This window comes from Thermosynechococcus sp. M98_K2018_005 (genome assembly GCF_015295825.1).
In the GTDB taxonomy this organism is placed as follows: domain Bacteria; phylum Cyanobacteriota; class Cyanobacteriia; order Thermosynechococcales; family Thermosynechococcaceae; genus Thermosynechococcus.
Window position 1 is genome coordinate 1 of record NZ_DVEH01000067.1, and the last position, 16,843, is coordinate 16,843.

Sequence of the window (16,843 nt, forward strand, 5' to 3'; positions counted from 1 at the left end):
AGCACCACCAAATGGGCGAAAAAAGCCAGATTCAACAGTGGGGGGCGATCGGCGGCGGTAAACAGCAGTTGACCAACAAAACCAAGGCCGAGCAGTCCCCACCAAAGATGGGCAATAACCCGTAGGGTTCGCGAGGCATAGTGTTGACTCAGATAATGCAAAATCAACCCCTCGATCGCCAGCGGTGCGAGGATAAAGCGATTGCTGTAGTAACGAACAACAATGCCAAGGGCAATGAGCACGAGTCCCGTCAAGCTATAGACCCAGCGCCAAGGTTGCGGCAAGCGTCGCCAGAGCAGACTGGTGCCAAGGTAGAGCACGCCAAAAACGACAAACACCCGACCCGTTCGCGTTGCCGACCACTGCCAGAGGGAGGCACTCAAGCCAAGGCCAATCAGCGGGTTAAAAAGGGCGATCGCCTGACCATAGGGCTGTGGGGCAGTCTCCTGAGGGCGATACAGCGCCGCTGCACGCTGGCGATCGCGCCACTGATACCAAGGGGGCAATACCGTAAAGCCCAACCAAGTCAATGCAAGAATGGCCTGTAATGCCACGACTCGATCAAGCCGTTGACCAGTAATAGACACCGTTAACATTAGCCATCCCAACCAAAAGGCTGACAGCAGGAGCGATCGCCAGCCCTTCACTGCGTAAATTGCCCAACTGCCCAAGAGAATTAAAAAGGTGTAACTAGCCAAGGCCAAGGGACGACTCATCTGTGTGTTGGAGAGCAGCAAAGGGGTTGCTAGGCCGCCAACCACACCAATCACCGCAAAAATGGCTCGATTTTGGCGCAAGGAGATGAAAAATGTCCCTAGGGTCACTGCCACCATCAATGGGAAGGCCACGCCCCAAGGCATTACGGTCAAAAACTGATAGGCAGCAAAGATCGTGAGGTAATAGGTCGCAAGGCCGCCCCCCTGCAAAAACTGGCTAAAGATGGCTCGCCGCCGCAACCGCCAACCCAACCCCATCAGCACCGTGCCGATGATAAAGCCCATGGCAACGAGAACCGCATCGGTAATCCAGCCCAATTCAACGGCGTACCGAAAGAAGAAGCCAATCCCCAACAGCAGCAGGACGATGCCGAGACGGTTAAGCCACAGTTCCCAATTTTGTAGCCAGTCAGCTTGCGAAGGCCTCACTGGGCGTAACGGTGGCACCGATGGGGATTCAGAAGCTTGGGGTTGTAATTCAGCAGCAGGGGCAGGAACAATCGCAGGCGGTTCCTCAGGTGGCGTTGATTGCCCTGAAGGTTCTGGGACTCCAGAAGAGGAGAGGTCTTCACGGAGAATGGCTCTTTGCAGAATTTCGAGCGATCGCTGAAGGGCAGCCACAGCGGCTTCTAAGTTTTCAAGACGACGCCGCAAGTCATCCCTGTCTGTCATCATCTGGTTCCCTACGGACTATATCCCCGTTTTATGCGCTAGAGGAGAGAGCAATTCCTTGGGCAATGCACTTTATGAAGTGGCTAGAGGAGCATCCTAACAGGGGTAAAACGGGAAACAAAATTGGGTGAGAAATCGTCCTATGACACACAGAAAAGGTCGCAAAAAGCAAATTTTCTCTTTTAGCTAAATTTTTATTTTCGGTGATCTGAGTCACAAAAATCTTCAGAAATTAAAAACATTTTGTTAAAAGTTTATAAATTTTTCTTATTTTCTTTCGTCAACTGTAAATTCCGTCAATATGCCAGTCTGCATAGGTTTCACCGCCTTCAGCGCTTTTTTATTCTTTTTCAAAATGTTTTCCACGAACAAAATGCCCCTGATGCTTGATTCTAGGCCTTCGTGGTAGGTTGAAACAGTTCCGCGATGAGAGCGAACACGGCACCAGTAGGGTTAACCCCTGTGTGATGTTGGTGCCCTACTGTCCAGCCGTATGGATGCCCTTTTTAACGGACGCCTATGAAAAAAACGCTTTATGTGGGTCTGACAACAACCACGTTGGCTGTGTTAGGAATCCTTTCCAGTAGCCGTGCAACCACAACGACACAAGCCCCAGACTCTGTTTCAGCCCCAGCCTCGCCGGTCGTTGCCACCAAAGTTGGTGAACGCCAATCCACGACCGCAACAACAACGCGGGCGATCGCCAGTCTGCATCGTCACCAACAGCAAGGCCGCGAAGCCGTAACCGTCTATTTGCGGGGGATTCCCGTACTCACCTTCTTGGGTCAACGGGTAGCAGCCACAGAGGGAGTCAAAGTAGCTGCCGCTAGTGGCGCTGGGATACCAGAGCAAACCACCCTCTCAGAGGCAGCCCAGCAGGCAACCATTCTCACCGCTCGCCTCAATCAGCTCCACGAACAGGGCTTTGATGCCAACCTTGTGCGCGTGCGTTGGGATGCCCAACAACAGAACTATCGCATCTACGCCGACAAAGAACCTCTCCTGACCCTGAACAATCAAGTCACGCTTCCCAATGGTGCACAACGCAACGATGAAAATGCCCTGCGCATTGCCAACCTGATCCGCCGCCAACTGGGGAATGCCCCTGCCCTAACCAGCGTAGAGGGCAGTCAAAATACCGTTGTGGCCATGGGACCGATTCGGATGCAGTTGACGGGTATTGCCTCGTGGTATGGTCCTGGCTTCCATGGTGCCCGCACCGCGAATGGCGAGCGATTTGATCAAAATGCCCTGACGGCTGCCCACCGCACCCTGCCCTTTGGGACACGGGTACGGGTGACGAATCTCCAGAATGGCCGCTCAGTAGTGGTGCGGATTAATGATCGCGGGCCTTTTACGGGGGGACGGGAAATTGACCTTTCGCGGGGCGCTGCAGCTGCCATTGGCCTCATTGGTGCCGGTGTCGGACCTGTACGCATTGACGTTTTGGACTGATCCCCACCCCCTTAAGGGCAAAGTGGTAGAATGAACGACATGCTAGGGGTGTCTGCGGTCAGAGCAGGCTGAGAGCAAACCCTTAGAACCTGAACCAGATCATGCTGGCGTAGGGAAGCTGTCTAGAGAGGATTCTATCAATGGTGCGTAGCGAATGGATTGCTGCCCGCAAGGGGCAAGAAAATGTCACCCAAATGCACTATGCCCGCCAAGGGATTATCACTGAAGAAATGCACTATGTGGCACAGCGGGAGAATTTGCCCGCGGAATTGATTCGCGACGAAGTGGCTCGTGGGCGGATGATTATTCCCGCCAATATCAATCACCCCAACCTCGAGCCAATGGCAATCGGGATTGCCGCCAAGTGCAAAGTCAATGCCAACATTGGTGCCTCTCCCAACTCCTCAAACCTCGAGGAAGAATTGGCCAAACTGCGTCTCGCAGTGAAGTATGGTGCCGATACGGTGATGGATCTCTCCACAGGGGGGGGAGACCTTGATGCCATTCGCACCGCTATTATTAATGCCTCACCGGTGCCCATCGGTACGGTGCCCGTGTATCAAGCCCTTGAGAGTGTCCACGGCAGTGTTGAGCGGCTTACCCCCGATGACTTTCTCCATGTCATTGAAAAGCACGCCCAGCAGGGCGTAGACTACATGACGATCCATGCGGGGATTCTCATTGAATATCTGCCCTTGGTGAAAAACCGCATCACCGGGATTGTGTCGCGCGGCGGCGGCATTCTCGCCAAGTGGATGCTGTATCACCACAAGCAAAATCCCCTCTATACCCACTTCCGCGACATTATTGAGATCTTCAAAAAATATGATGTCTCCTTCTCCCTCGGGGACTCGCTGCGGCCGGGGTGTCTCCATGATGCCTCTGATGAAGCTCAATTGGCGGAATTGAAAACGCTCGGTCAACTCACCCGTAAGGCCTGGGAGCACGATGTCCAAGTGATGGTGGAAGGTCCCGGCCACGTGCCCATGGATCAAATTGAATTCAATGTGCGCAAGCAGATGGAAGAATGCTCTGAAGCTCCCTTCTATGTCCTTGGGCCGTTGGTCACGGATATTGCCCCCGGCTATGACCACATTACCAGTGCCATTGGCGCGGCAATGGCGGGTTGGTACGGCACAGCTATGCTTTGCTATGTGACCCCCAAAGAGCACCTTGGCTTACCCAATGCCGAAGATGTGCGCAATGGCTTGATTGCCTACAAAATTGCGGCTCACGCGGCGGATATTGCCCGTCACCGTCCGGGGGCGCGCGATCGCGATGATGAACTCTCGCGGGCACGGTATAACTTTGACTGGAACCGCCAATTTGAACTGGCCCTCGATCCGGATCGGGCACGGGAATACCACGACGAAACCCTACCGGCAGATATCTATAAAACCGCTGAGTTCTGCTCCATGTGTGGGCCGAAGTTCTGCCCCATGCAAACGAAGGTAGATGCCGACGCCCTTGCCGAACTGGAGAAGTTCCTCGCCAAGGACAACGATCAAGTGAGTGCCTCTGCTTAGGGCATGGCCATTGATTTCAAGGGGGGGCTAATTGCGACTGCCCTCCTTTTTGATGTCACCAATGGTTTCCATGATGCCGCCAATGCCATTGCAACGGTGGTCGCCACCCGTGCCCTTTCCCTGCGATCGGCGCTCATCCTTGCTGCTGTGGCTAATTTTGGTGGTGCCTTCTTGAGTACGCGGGTGGCGCTAACCATTGAAGCAGGTATTCTCAACAGTAGTGCTTTGGGTGCCCATTGGTTTGGCGTCATCAGTGCCGCACTCCTTGGCGCGATAGGCTGGAATTTGCTCACTTGGTATTGGGGTTTACCCAGTAGTTCTTCCCACGCCCTCATTGGTGGCTTGGTGGGGGCAGCCCTCTTTCAAGTGTCACCACACATCATCTATTGGCAGGGGATTGTTAAGGCGGTGGTGATTCCCATGGTCGTGTCCCCCTTGGCGGCGATCGCCATTGGCCTGAGTTTCATGACCCTTGTCGAGAAATGGCGGCAATCGCAAGATATTCCCCCAGAGCACTGGCAACGGTTGCAGATTCTCTCTGGAACATTGATGGCCGTTGCCCACGGTGCCAATGATGCCCAGAAAACCATGGGGGTGATTACCCTTGCCCTTGTGAGTTGGGGACAACTGTCACCCAATGCCGGTGTGCCCTTCTGGGTTATGGGTGCCTGTGCCTTGGCGATCGCGATCGGTACCTATGGCGGCGGCGAACGCATTATCCGCACCACGGGGGAGAAAATAACACCCCTTGACCCTGTGAGTGGCTGCTTAGCGAATCTCAGTGCCGCCTTGACCGTGGGGGCCGCGAGTCTAGTGGGCTTTCCCGTCAGTACGACGCAAGTCGTGGTGGGCGCGATTACGGGTGCTGGCTATCGCCATCAAGGGGAAGTGAACTGGCAAGTGTGGGCACAAATTTTTATGGCGTGGGTGCTAACGTTTCCCGGTGCAGCCCTGCTGGCGATCGCGATCTCTTTTGGCCTATCCCAACTTTAAGTCAACCTTAGGAAACCTGTGTGGGCTGCATCCGTTGGGCATACTCACGAAAGCGTTCGAGATCCGCTTGCAATGTACTTTCGACCACATGCCCCAAGAAAAGGCGATCCATAATTTGTCCCAGGACCCCCGGCATTGCATAGGAGACCGAGAGCTTAACAATTGTGCTGCCATGGCGATCGTAAAAGCGAATTGCGCCCCGATTGGGCAGCCCATCCACCGACTCCCACTGAATAATTTGGTGCTTTACTTGGCGGCAAATGCGCGATCGCCAGCTAAAATGCCAGTTTCCCGTGGCCAATGTCCAGTGGGAGAGGGTGGGGTCTTCTTCGGTGATGACCACAGATTCAATCCACTTCATCCACAGGGGCATTTTTTCTAAATCGGACCACAGAGCCCAGACGCGATCAACATCGGCTGCCACTTCAATCTGAACCGTATGCTCTAACCAACTCATACGTGACCTCCTGCCAAAATCGCTTGGGCGGCTTGTCGTCCGGACATTGTCGCGCCCTCCATGCTGTCAATGTAGTCCTGCTGCGTATAGCTGCCCGCCAGGTAAAAGTTAGGAACGGGTGTTTTTTGGGGCGGACGATAGGGATCCATGCCGGGGGCTTCGCGATAGAGGGACTGCGCTAATTTGACGACACTGTACCATGTCATGTTCAGATGGCGTGATGAGGGGAAGAGTTCATGGACTTGGCGCAGCACGTGTTGGGCAATCTCTTCATTGCTGGCTTTGATGAAGGGATCACCGGGGGTGAGCACCACTTGCAGTAGGGAGCCTTGACCTTCGCGATAGTAGTCCGCTGGGCTAGTGAGGGCCAGATCGGCAAAGCAGGAAAAGTCAGCATCAGCGGTGTAGAGCAGGTTATCAATACCTGTTGCCGCCACCTGTTTTTGTTGACTGGGGTCTTGCAGTTCCGTAACCCAGCCATCAAATCGCAGTTGTACCGTGGCCACAGGTACGGCCTCGAGCTTAAAGATATTGTCAAAGGTCGGGTGCGATCGCCATGCCTCTGGAATCAGGCGTTGAATCCCTGGCACATCACAGGCACATAGATAGGCATCCGCCGTAACTGTTTCTAGCTCTTCGCCTAGGGGAATCACCAACCCTTCCACCTGCCAAGTGCTCGGATCCTCGCCGCGAAAGAGAATTTCCTTCACCCGTCGCCGCAGATGAATCTTAGCCCCCCGTGCTTCAATGTAGTTCACCAAGGGCTTGAGCAGGTATTCTGCCGGTGATCCCTTGAGCATATTGAGCCGTGAGGCAGTTGTTTTGGCAGCAAACATCATAAAGATCGTCAGCATACAGCGAGCGGACATGTGCTCGGTATCAATAAAGCCTAAGGCGTAGGAAATGGGATTCCAGAGGCGTTTGAGGCTATTTTCTGAACCGCCATGACGCCGAAACCATTCGGCGAAACTGACGCGATCTAAGGCGCGAATTTGGCGCATTGCCCCCTCATAGTCCACCAGACCCCGCACTACAGGACTGGTGCCAAGGGCAATGGCATTAAAGAATTTATCGGCAGCAGAGAGTTGACGAGTGGTGAAGAAGGCCTTGAGACCGTTGAAGGGGGCACCCAAGGGAAAGCGAAAATCCAGTTCCCCCACCCGACCACCGCGATTAATAAATGTGTGGGTATGTTCCTTGGGCAGTAGGTTGGCGATCGCCCCCACCTTGGTCATGAGTTCAAAGAGATTGGCGTAGTTGTAAAAGAAAACATGTAGCCCCATCTCAATGTGGTTTCCATCGGCATCTTGCCAACTGCTGACTTTGCCCCCCACAAAGGGACGGGATTCATAGATTTCAACACGGTGACCAGCATCCACCAAATCCACTGCGGCGGCTAAGCCGGCTAACCCTGCACCAACAATGACAACCCGCATCAGTGATCCCAGAAAACTTTACAGATTTTAACATTTTTCGCCCCTCGGACGGTTTCTTGCGCATTAAGAAACTTGGCAGAGACCCTTGTCCCCCAGAACCCTCGTCTATGATCAAGGTAAGTTGAAGTTTTTGAATCGCTCACGCTCACGGTGTGCTTATGGCTACGCGTCGTGTCCTCGCCTTTCCCCTCTGGCAGTATTTGAACCAACGGCTATTTAGTCCGGGCTTTACCCTCAATCCCAAACGGTTCTGGCGGCAGTATTACGATGCTTACCTCGAACGCTGCTGGCAAAAGGACTGTGCCTCTAAGGAAGAACCCTCCTGTTAATCGTTCCACAGGTTCGCTAAAATGAGATAGCTCACTTTCCCGATCAAGATTAGGGACTTTTAGCTGTCGTCATTTTGGTTACTTTCGCCTGTTGGAAGACAGAAATACCATGGTTGCTTCGCCCCTCCCTGCCGATGCGGCACCGAAACGCTCCAAAATTGAGGCTCTCAAGGAACGGAGCCAACATCTACGAGAACCTGTTGCCACAGAATTGCTAGAACCAACGAATCGTTTTAGCGAAGAGGGGGTGCAGATCCTCAAGTTCCACGGCTCTTATCAGCAGGACAATCGCGATAAGCGGGTCAAAGGGCAGGAAAAAGACTACCAGTTCATGCTGCGCACCCGTAGCCCGGCGGGGTATATTCCGCCGCAGCTCTATTTAACCTTGGATCGCTTGGCAGATGAGTATGGCAATCACACCCTGCGAGCAACAACACGGCAGGGATTTCAATTGCACGGCATTCTCAAGAAAAATCTGAAAGCAGCGATCGCTGCCATTGTCCGCAGTATGGGATCCACATTGGGCGCCTGTGGTGATTTGAACCGTAATGTGATGGCGCCACCTGCCCCCTTTCGCGATCGCCCAGAATATACCCTTGCCTATGAGTATGCCCATCGCATTGCCGATCTCTTGACGCCACAAACCGGCGCCTACTACGAGATTTGGCTCGATGGTGAAAAGGTGATCTCCGGCGAAGAGCACCCCGATGTTAAAGCGGCCCGGCAGCGCAATGGTAATGGCACGATCTTTCCCAATAACGAAGAGCCCATCTATGGCGATCACTATATGCCCCGCAAATTTAAGTGCTGTGTCACGGTGCCGGGGGATAACTCCGTAGATCTCTTTTCGCAAGATTTGACACTGGTGGTGATTACTGATTCCCAAGGCCATCTTGAGGGCTTCAATATCTATGCCGGTGGTGGTTTGGGACGCACCCACAACAAAGAAGAAACCTTTGCCCGCATGGCCGATGAAATTGGCTTTGTCCGAGCGGCAGATGTCTATGAGGCTGTGAAGGCGATCGTGGCCACCCAGCGGGACTATGGCGATCGCTATAATCGGCGCCACGCCCGTTTGAAATACCTGATCCACGATTGGGGGGTCGAAAAATTCAAGGCCAAGGTGGAAGAATACTTTGGCAAGCCCCTCGAACCCTTTCGCCCGCTGCCGCCGTGGCGCTATCAGGACTTTTTGGGCTGGCACCCCCAAGGAGATGGCAAATTCTTCTATGGCCTGTCCATTGCCAATGGCCGCATCCTTGATCAGGGCAACTTCAAACTCAAGTCGGCTCTCAAGAAAATCGTCAAGGACTTTCAGCTCCCCCTGCGGGTCACACCCCACCAAAATCTGCTCCTGTGCGATGTCTCTCCCGATCAACAGGATGCAATTCAGCACATCCTTGAGCAGCACGGGGTGCGTGATGTCAATGCCATTGATCCCCTCGAACGCTATAGCATGGCCTGCCCGGCATTGCCTACCTGTGGCTTGGCCATTACCGAGTCAGAACGGGCAATTCCGGGGGTACTGGAGCGGATTCGTCGCCTCATGGAGCGGCTGGGACTCCAAGAGGAGCATTTTGTGATTCGGATGACGGGGTGCCCCAATGGCTGTGCCCGTCCCTACTTGGCAGAATTAGGCTTTGTTGGCATTGTCCCCGGCGCCTATCAGACTTGGTTGGGGGGAAGTCCCGATCAAACCCGCTTGGCGGAGGTCTATATTGAGCGGTTACCGATTGCCGAACTGGAAACAGCCCTAGAGCCATTGCTAGTCTTTTATCGCGATCGCCGGCAGCAGGGAGAATCCTTTGGTGATTTTTGCCATCGGGTTGGTTTTGCGGCCTTGCGAGAGTTTGCTGCGAATTACGTTCCCACTGCCACAACAAAGCGCTATCGCGTGGATGTGCGGGCTGATCAATACCAACAACTCAAGGAATTGGCAGCAGCCAAGGGCATGTCTCTAGCAGCAGTGACCCGTGAAGCGATTCAGCGTTACCTTGAGCAATCGCGCTAAAACAGGCAAGGATAGGATGCCTATCGGCTGCTATAATGAGGAATTGCCAAATAGGGCGGCATAGCCAAGTGGTAAGGCAGAGGTCTGCAAAACCTTTATCCCCCGGTTCGAATCCGGGTGCCGCCTTGATACTTCCGTGGGTTATCTAGGTTGCTGCGCTAGCCAGTCCAAGAGCCGATGAATCCCCCAGCAGTAATCAGGATCGCTCCAGAGGCGTTGACATTTGCGATCGCTGGTAAAACCGACATGGCCGCCCTGTTCTGTCATCAGCAGTGTGAGGGCAGGATTGCTCTCGGCAATCGCTAGGAGTTCTGGCACAAGACGAGGATCAAATAGGGGATCATCGGCAGCATAGAGCATCCATACGGGTATGGTCAGTTGCGGCAACAGCGGCAAGGGACTGCTGGCAGCATAATACTCGGCTACACTGCCAAAGCCAAGGCGGTCAATGACGAGGGCGGCATCAAAAGCGGCAATGGTGTCAATTTGGGCAACGGTGTTCAGATCCAACATCTGAGGGTGAAGGCGATGGAGGTGGCGAGCCAAGTATTGGAGTTGACGGCTGATGGCGCGTTCAAATTGCCGTCCCCAAAAGGTCGTGCCGAGGTGGGCAAGGGAACGGTTGGAGTCAAGGTTGGGGCAAATCACAGCAGCCCCCCCAATGTCTTTTGTCCCTTGCTGTTGCGCATACCACGCCCCCCAAAGGGCTAACTGCCCCCCCAAGGAATAGCCAACAAACCAGTAGGGAGGGGTATAACCAAGTTCTTGACACTGCTGCGCGATCGCTACAAAGTCTTGTCCTTCGTAGAGACCATCACTGGTTAACACTGGGGACAGTTCCGCGCTGCGACCATGGGCACGCCAATCAAAGAGCACGACATCAAAGCGGCGGGCGATCGCCCAATGGGCAAGGGTATGCAAGTACCATTGATTCTTGAGATCACCCGTAATGCCGTAGGTGGCAATGATGGTTCCGCGTGCTTGGCCAACCCGATACCCCTCACCGTACAGGGGCACGCCCTCCGCCCCATGAAAAACATGGCTGGTTTGCGGTTGCCAAGGGTAGAGGCACCCCCAGCGTTGGACATAGGCAGTAAAGACCGTGTGGATCACGCCAGAGTGCAGGGGCAGTGGTGGCCAATAGGATAGGGATTGCATAGAATTTAGTCATCCATCGCAAAATAGGCAAGGTTGGGCGTTTTTGGTGATCATTGTGAGGCATGGGTGATGACACGGAGCGATGATCCACAGAGGATAGACCCCTACACCATGGAAACCTGCCTGATGGATGTCCAAGCCGATCGCTTGCTGGATGAAGTCTTTGCCGCTGTGGAGGCCGACCTCAATGAGCCAGAATCCCTAGCGGCGGTCTTAGAACCGGAACCTTCCCTCCTCGTTCCCTTTGAAGCAACGACAGCTCCTCCCCCGGAGGAACCTTCTCGCTGGCTGCACCGCTCAGAACCGCAGCAGGGGTTTTCTTGGGGCGATCGCTTTTTGATCGGGGTCGGCATTGCCTCCTTTGTACTGGGGGTTGGCCTCTGGATCAGCCTGAATCGCCAACCGGTCACAGTTGCCCCTGACGCTGCGGTGACCACAACCACCAGTCCTGCCGATAGGGCCTTCGCTGAGTATCTGCAAACCTCCCTGCAACTCCTTAGTCAGCAGGCTGCCACCCCAACCCCTTCACCCCCCGCCATCATCAGCAATTCTGGCCCCAGTCCCACAGCCTCTGCCCCAACCGTTGAGCGCATCTACGTTCCTGTTTACCAAGCCCCCACCACACCCACGGTGACCCTGCCCAATTTACCCACGGTGACAGCCCCTACGCCGGCGGCCACACCGGCACCCCCTGCCCCTACACCGGCGCCCCCCCAACATACCTTGGTGGGCATCCTCGAACTGGGCGATCGCTCAGTGGCTCTTTTTCAAAGCAATGGCCAAACCCTACGCTTGAGTGTGGGCGATACAATTGGCAATGACGGCTGGCAACTGGTACAGATTCAAAATCAGCGGGCGGTGCTACGGCGTCAAGGGGAAGTGCGCTCCCTCACCGTTGGCCAAAGTTTTTAAAAAAGGGTCACTCATGAGCTTTTTCCGCGACTTGAATGCATTCCTAGAGCAAAAACTCGAGGACTTTATTCGTGCCAATCCGCAGCTTGAACTCAATCTGCTGCTCCTTGAGCTAGAGGATCAAGAACGGGAAACCCAAGAGCAGCTACTGCGGTTGCAACAGGAAGTCAATACCTGCGAACAGCAGATTTTAGGCCTTGTTTCCGAGATTCGCCGCTGGCGCGATCGCATCCAAACGGCGATGGCAGCTCAACGCCCTGACCTTGTGGAATTGGCACGGCAACGGGAGGCCGAATTAAGCCGACGCGGCGAGCAACTGTGGACTCAGCGCCTCAACGCCCTCAATCAAATTCCCGTTACCCAGCAGCTTCTGCAAAAGATTCGAGATCGCCGGCGAGAAGTCATGAACCGTGTGCCTACCGCCAGTGCGCCCCCACCACCGCCCCCACCGCCACCGCGCATGACCAGTGACCTCAATGATCCCATTGAAGCTGAGTTTCGCCGCTTGGAACTGCAAACTGCCCTCGAGGAACTGAAGCGCTCAATGGGGTTATAGCGCAACAGACGTGGGACAATCGAGAACGCGGTTTTATCCAAATGTCCCATGGCGGTTATTCAGATTACATCCGACGACACTTGGCAAATTCAGGCCGATGGCCATCCCCTGCAAGGCACCCTCCAGGTGCCGGGAGATAAATCCATTTCCCACCGTGCCCTGATGTTGGGGGCAATGGCAGAGGGCACCACCCATATTGAAGGCCTGCTCGTGGGTGAAGATACCTGTAGTACCGCCGCCTGTTTTCGTGCCCTTGGTGCCGAGATTTCAGATCTCAATGCCACAGCAGTCACGGTTCAAGGCTTGGGAATTGGCCATCTCCAAGAACCCGCGGATGTGCTGAATGCCGGCAACTCTGGTACAACGATGCGGTTGTTGTTGGGAGTATTGGCAGCGCAAACAGGTCGCTTTTTTACGATTACCGGGGATGCCTCATTGCGATCGCGCCCCATGGCACGGGTCGTCACGCCCCTCCTACAGATGGGTGCCCAGATTTGGGGGCGTCAACACCACAGCCGTGCCCCCTTGGCCGTTTTGGGACAGCCCTTAGAGCCAATCACCTACTACAGTCCCATTGCCTCCGCTCAGGTGAAATCAGCGCTATTGCTCGCCGCCCTCCACACTGAAGGCACTACCATCATTCGCGAACCCCACCGCTCACGGGATCACAGTGAACGTATGCTTCAGGCCTTTGGTGCCTGTTTAAGCGTGGATGAGGCCACCTGCACGGTGAGTCTTGAAGGACCTGCAGTCTTAAAGGGTCAGAAGGTCATTGTGCCCGGCGACATCAGTTCAGCCGCCTTTTGGTTGGTGGCAGCCTCCATTACCCCTGATTCAGACCTAGTGCTGACCAATGTGGGCGTCAACCCCACCCGCACCGGCATTCTCGACGTGCTTTGGGCAATGGGAGCCGAGATTACCCTTCAAAATGAGCGGCTCGTCACAGGCGAACCAGTGGCAGATCTGCGGGTGCGATCAGCGAGGCTGAAGGGAACCCGTATTGGCGGTGAATTGATTCCCCGCTTGATTGATGAGATTCCAATTTTGGCCGTGGCCGCTGCCTTTGCCGAAGGGATCACCGAAATTCGGGATGCAGCAGAACTGCGGGTGAAGGAGAGCGATCGCCTCAAGGCTGTGGCCACCGAATTGCAAAAAATGGGCGCTAAGGTCACTGAACTCAGTGATGGCCTCGATATTCAGGGGGGCGTGCCCTTGCAAGGCACCCATGTGGAAACCTACGGCGATCATCGCATGGCCATGAGTCTGGCGATCGCTGCCCTCAATGCCACAGGAACCAGCCACATTCACAACGCCAGTGCGGCAGCCGTCTCCTATCCGGAGTTTGTAACAACTCTGCAACAAATTGCTTGACAGCTCAAAAATCCCAGTAATTTTTGGGACAACTTCACTCAACACCAAACGCTGTATGCTAGCATCAAATAAATTGTTTTGGTGTCACAATGCAGCTTCGCGCTGCGCTGAATTCTCTGTAGCCTTGTAATATTCAGGTGTTTACCTTCCTTGATAATTGTAAGACTACATTAGACCCAAAATGATACAGAACCAAAAAAATACGATAATATAGTTTCACTCCTGCGCTAGGGGCGCCTTTGCGCTCTATCTAGGACAGGGAAATCCCTCTCTAACTGACTTCTTTGTTTTTCTTCAAAAAAGGCTGTGTTTATTCATCATGGCAACAATTCAAGATTTCATCCACGTTCAGGATCAATGGTCATTAGATGAGTTGGTGGAAATCGCCAACGAACTCTTGCCCCAGCACCTCCCCCAGGAGGACTCCAAAAACCGTGTTTTGGAAGAGGTCAACCCGCGTCTGGTGCGCCATTACACCTCCTGCAAGTTGATTGACCGTCCCGCTCGCATTGGCCGCGAAGGTCGCTACGGCTATCGCCACCTTGTGCAATTGCTGGTGGTGCGGCGGCTGTTGATGGAGGGCTATACCGCAGGTGCCATTTACAAGTTGGTGTATCGTATGAGCACCCCAGAACTGCGGGCACTCCTTGAGCAAGGGGTTCATCTGCAATTGAATCCACCCCCCATCAACCCAGCTTTGGCCTTTTTGCAGCAAGTACAAGACCGCTCCGAGCATCGCTATGGGGAACCCATGCGCGTCAGTCCCAGTGTCAGCCGCCGCGAGGTACCGCCCCCGAGCCATTCACCGCAACCGGAATCCTGGAAGCGCATTGAGGTGGTGCCCGGCTTTGAGGTTCATATTCGCGATGACTTTAACTTTCCCCAGATCAATCGCGATCAGGAAGCCCTTGTGAAGCAACTGGTGCAATTGCTCTCTAGCTATACCCAGCGCTAACTGAGACTGAATATCTGGTGTCGCGGTTAGCCCGCTGGCGATCGCTATAATAGCGCCATGGAAGGATGCCTCAACGATACGGATATTTACACGCTGTGCCAAACCCTTGCCCTTGGCCAGCGCACCGGGGAACTCTACCTCGAAGATGATGCCGGTCATACGTGGCTTCTCTTTTTGAGTCATGGTCACCTCGTTTATATTGCTGATCGCCACAGCCACAGTTTAGAGCGGTTGCAGGATCTGTTCTATGGGCAGGGGATTCCTTGGCCGAGTCCCGATAGCTTCATCGAAAGCAAAGCCGGTGCCAGTTGGGTGGAATACGAATGCCTGTGGTGGCTCCTCGATCACTGCAAGCTCAGTCAAATCCATAGCGTGTGGCGTGCGCTGCTGCGGGAGAGTCTCTTTGACGTTGTTAGCCTCAATCGCGCTTGGTTCAAGTTCTATAGTGCGAGTCCCCTCACCCCCCAATGGCACAATCTCTCCCTGACAATGCTGCTCAATGACAGCCTGAGCCAGCTGCGGGAATGGAAAAAACTGCATCCAGAGTTGCGTTCCCTCGATCAATCCCTCGAACTGACGGATATTAAACCCACAGGCAACGATCCAGCGGATCAGTGGTTTCGCCAACTGGAACCCTTCGTGCGGGAGCGGATCACCTTGCGCCGTCTGAGTCGGCAACTGGGACGAGATGCCGTGACGGTGGGCAAACTCCTGCTGCCCTATCTCCATCAAGGGTACTTACAAGTCAGTTCTTGGGGAACCAATGGCCACACCCGTACATTTCCCCCCCTCTCTTGGCGGCGATCGCCCCGGGTCGTGTGTGTGGATGATGCCGCCACTGTCCGTCAAGTGGTTGAATCCACCCTGCAAGCAGCAGGTTATGAAGCCACGGCGATCGCCCACCCGTTAACCGCCTTGAGTCTCATTTTCCAACTCAACCCCGACCTGATTTTCCTCGATATTGCCATGCCCGAATTGGATGGTTACGAATTTTGTACGCTCCTGCGGCACACGCCTCGCTTCCGTTATACGCCGATTATTATGCTGACTAGCCTCGTTGGTTGGAGCGATCGCCTGCGCGCCAAAGTCGCCGGTGCCACTGATTACCTCAGTAAGCCCTTTTCAACCCAAGAATTGTTAACAATTACGCATCATTATATTGGTGCAGCCCCACCTGTAACCTCCTTAACAGACGAGTCCTTTAGCGACGTGCTAGAACCAAAATCAGGCCTTGAGACTCCCCGTTAGTAGGTTAGCTGTCATGGATCTGTCATTCTTTTAGGCTTTTAGAATATAAAGCAACCCCTTCATTCTACGTGTAACCCCCTATGAGCAAAGTCTTAGTTGTCGAAGATAGTCCGCCCCAGCGGGAAATGATTAGCGAATTGCTAGCGAAAACAGGCTTTGAAGTAACAGTTGCCACCGATGGTGTCGAGGCAATAGAGCAATTGCAGCAGAGCATTCCCGATGTGGTTGTCCTCGACATTGTCATGCCCCGCATGAATGGGTATGAAGTCTGTCGCCAAATTAAGTCCGACCCCCGCACCCAATCCATTCCCGTGGTTATCTGTACCTCCAAAGGTGAGGAGTTTGATCGCTATTGGGGCATGAAACAGGGGGCTGATGCGTACATTACGAAGCCCTTTGACCCCAAAGAACTCGTTGGCACCATCAAGCAACTCTTGCGAGGCTAAAAAAGATGTTTAGTAGCTCAGACCTACTCGCAACCAATGCCCCCATCGAAAGTGGCACCATTGATGACCTCAGAACCCCAGAGGGGGACTTACATATCCTCTTTACGATCCCTAGCGGTGATACCCTAGCCCTACCGGCTATTGGGGTGCGCGAAGTTGTGGCCGTGACTCCCGATCGCATTACCCCAGTGCCCAATACCTCCAATCTGCTACTGGGGATTTTGAACCTGCGGGGGCAGGTGATTTGGGTAGCGGATACTGGCAACTTTCTTGGGGATGACACCCCCTTGAATACCAATCGCTCTGAGCTATCGATTATTGCCATTGAAGATGATGAGTTAATGGTGGGGCTAGCAGTTCATCAAGTCCGAGGCATGGAGTGGCTCAACAATGACACCATTAAGCCCGCGACCCATGTCAGCGATCAGATGGCTCCCTTTGTCCGTGGCGAGTGGGTTTTTGATGCCGAGCAACAGGACATTGTTAAGCTCTTAGATCCCCTCGCCATTTTACGCAGTGCTCGCTGGGGGCTCTAAACTAGAAAACGTAGAATCTCAATGGACACTCGCCCTCAAGTGTCACCATGGAACTCATCAGCACCA

At 54.1% G+C, this 16,843-nt stretch carries 16 protein-coding genes, 1 tRNA gene and 1 riboswitch; of the genes, 13 read left to right on the plus strand and 4 right to left on the minus strand.

The window, feature by feature from the left end; all coding sequences use genetic code 11:
- Window positions 1-1,388 (minus strand): DUF2339 domain-containing protein (locus IGQ15_RS08895; protein ID WP_297050954.1); only part of this gene is annotated, 1,388 nt, incomplete at its 3' end.
- A 519-nt stretch (window positions 1,389-1,907) separates the two neighbouring features.
- On the opposite strand from IGQ15_RS08895, the gene IGQ15_RS08900 reads away from it, so the two are divergent.
- The 3 genes from IGQ15_RS08900 (at window position 1,908) to IGQ15_RS08910 (ending at window position 5,362) form a co-directional block, all read left to right on the plus strand.
- Window positions 1,908-2,843 carry a septal ring lytic transglycosylase RlpA family protein gene (locus tag IGQ15_RS08900; RefSeq protein WP_297050957.1) on the plus strand — a complete coding sequence of 312 codons (936 nt, stop codon included), beginning with the start codon at window positions 1,908-1,910 and terminating at the stop codon, window positions 2,841-2,843.
- A 34-nt stretch (window positions 2,844-2,877) separates the two neighbouring features.
- Window positions 2,878-2,976, plus strand: a riboswitch (TPP riboswitch).
- A 10-nt stretch (window positions 2,977-2,986) separates the two neighbouring features.
- The gene (thiC, locus tag IGQ15_RS08905) at window positions 2,987-4,369 is read left to right on the plus strand and encodes a phosphomethylpyrimidine synthase (protein WP_297051021.1); all 1,383 of its coding nucleotides are present in this window, start codon (window positions 2,987-2,989) and stop codon (window positions 4,367-4,369) included.
- A 3-nt stretch (window positions 4,370-4,372) separates the two neighbouring features.
- Complete coding sequence (locus IGQ15_RS08910) at window positions 4,373-5,362, plus strand: inorganic phosphate transporter (protein ID WP_297050959.1); 990 nt, start codon at window positions 4,373-4,375, stop codon at window positions 5,360-5,362.
- A 7-nt stretch (window positions 5,363-5,369) separates the two neighbouring features.
- On the opposite strand, the gene IGQ15_RS08915 is transcribed toward IGQ15_RS08910, so the two are convergent.
- Both IGQ15_RS08915 and zds read right to left on the minus strand, forming a co-directional pair.
- Window positions 5,370-5,819, minus strand: a complete 450-nt coding sequence (locus IGQ15_RS08915) for an SRPBCC family protein (RefSeq protein ID WP_297050961.1) — start codon at window positions 5,817-5,819, stop codon at window positions 5,370-5,372.
- Window positions 5,816-7,255, minus strand: a complete 1,440-nt coding sequence (gene zds, locus IGQ15_RS08920; RefSeq protein WP_297050963.1) for a 9,9'-di-cis-zeta-carotene desaturase — start codon at window positions 7,253-7,255, stop codon at window positions 5,816-5,818. The genes IGQ15_RS08915 and zds overlap by 4 nt, the downstream gene beginning before the upstream one ends.
- A 158-nt stretch (window positions 7,256-7,413) precedes the next feature.
- Between zds and IGQ15_RS08925 the strand changes: the two genes are divergently transcribed.
- From IGQ15_RS08925 to IGQ15_RS08935, 3 genes are all read left to right on the plus strand, one after another.
- Window positions 7,414-7,584: a hypothetical protein gene (locus IGQ15_RS08925; protein ID WP_190278128.1), complete on the plus strand. Its 171-nt coding sequence runs from the start codon at window positions 7,414-7,416 to the stop codon at window positions 7,582-7,584.
- Window positions 7,585-7,693: 109 nt separating this feature from the next.
- A complete protein-coding gene (gene sir, locus IGQ15_RS08930; RefSeq protein ID WP_297050966.1) occupies window positions 7,694-9,595 on the plus strand; it encodes a sulfite reductase, ferredoxin dependent in 1,902 nt (633 codons plus the stop codon).
- A 54-nt stretch (window positions 9,596-9,649) separates the two neighbouring features.
- A tRNA-Cys gene (locus IGQ15_RS08935) sits at window positions 9,650-9,721 on the plus strand.
- 15 nt (window positions 9,722-9,736) lie between these two features.
- On the opposite strand, the gene IGQ15_RS08940 is transcribed toward IGQ15_RS08935, so the two are convergent.
- Window positions 9,737-10,753, minus strand: a complete 1,017-nt coding sequence (locus IGQ15_RS08940) for an alpha/beta fold hydrolase (RefSeq protein ID WP_297050969.1) — start codon at window positions 10,751-10,753, stop codon at window positions 9,737-9,739.
- A 111-nt stretch (window positions 10,754-10,864) separates the two neighbouring features.
- Between IGQ15_RS08940 and IGQ15_RS08945 the strand changes: the two genes are divergently transcribed.
- The 7 genes from IGQ15_RS08945 (at window position 10,865) to IGQ15_RS08975 (ending at window position 16,777) form a co-directional block, all read left to right on the plus strand.
- Window positions 10,865-11,665 carry a hypothetical protein gene (locus IGQ15_RS08945; protein WP_297050971.1) on the plus strand — a complete coding sequence of 267 codons (801 nt, stop codon included), beginning with the start codon at window positions 10,865-10,867 and terminating at the stop codon, window positions 11,663-11,665.
- Window positions 11,666-11,678: 13 nt separating this feature from the next.
- Window positions 11,679-12,221 (plus strand): TIGR04376 family protein, encoded by a 543-nt coding sequence (locus IGQ15_RS08950; protein ID WP_297050974.1) that lies wholly within the window; start codon window positions 11,679-11,681, stop codon window positions 12,219-12,221.
- A gap of 48 nt (window positions 12,222-12,269) precedes the next feature.
- The gene (gene aroA, locus IGQ15_RS08955; RefSeq protein ID WP_297050976.1) at window positions 12,270-13,592 is read left to right on the plus strand and encodes a 3-phosphoshikimate 1-carboxyvinyltransferase; all 1,323 of its coding nucleotides are present in this window, start codon (window positions 12,270-12,272) and stop codon (window positions 13,590-13,592) included.
- 319 nt (window positions 13,593-13,911) lie between these two features.
- The gene (locus tag IGQ15_RS08960; RefSeq protein ID WP_149817113.1) at window positions 13,912-14,547 is read left to right on the plus strand and encodes a MerR family transcriptional regulator; all 636 of its coding nucleotides are present in this window, start codon (window positions 13,912-13,914) and stop codon (window positions 14,545-14,547) included.
- A 57-nt stretch (window positions 14,548-14,604) separates the two neighbouring features.
- Entirely contained in the window at window positions 14,605-15,795 is a 1,191-nt protein-coding gene (locus tag IGQ15_RS08965) for a response regulator (protein WP_297050980.1), read from the plus strand.
- 80 nt (window positions 15,796-15,875) lie between these two features.
- Window positions 15,876-16,241 carry a response regulator gene (locus IGQ15_RS08970; RefSeq protein WP_297050983.1) on the plus strand — a complete coding sequence of 122 codons (366 nt, stop codon included), beginning with the start codon at window positions 15,876-15,878 and terminating at the stop codon, window positions 16,239-16,241.
- Window positions 16,242-16,246: 5 nt separating this feature from the next.
- Window positions 16,247-16,777 (plus strand): CheW domain-containing protein, encoded by a 531-nt coding sequence (locus IGQ15_RS08975; RefSeq protein ID WP_297050985.1) that lies wholly within the window; start codon window positions 16,247-16,249, stop codon window positions 16,775-16,777.
- Window positions 16,778-16,843 lie beyond the last annotated feature (66 nt).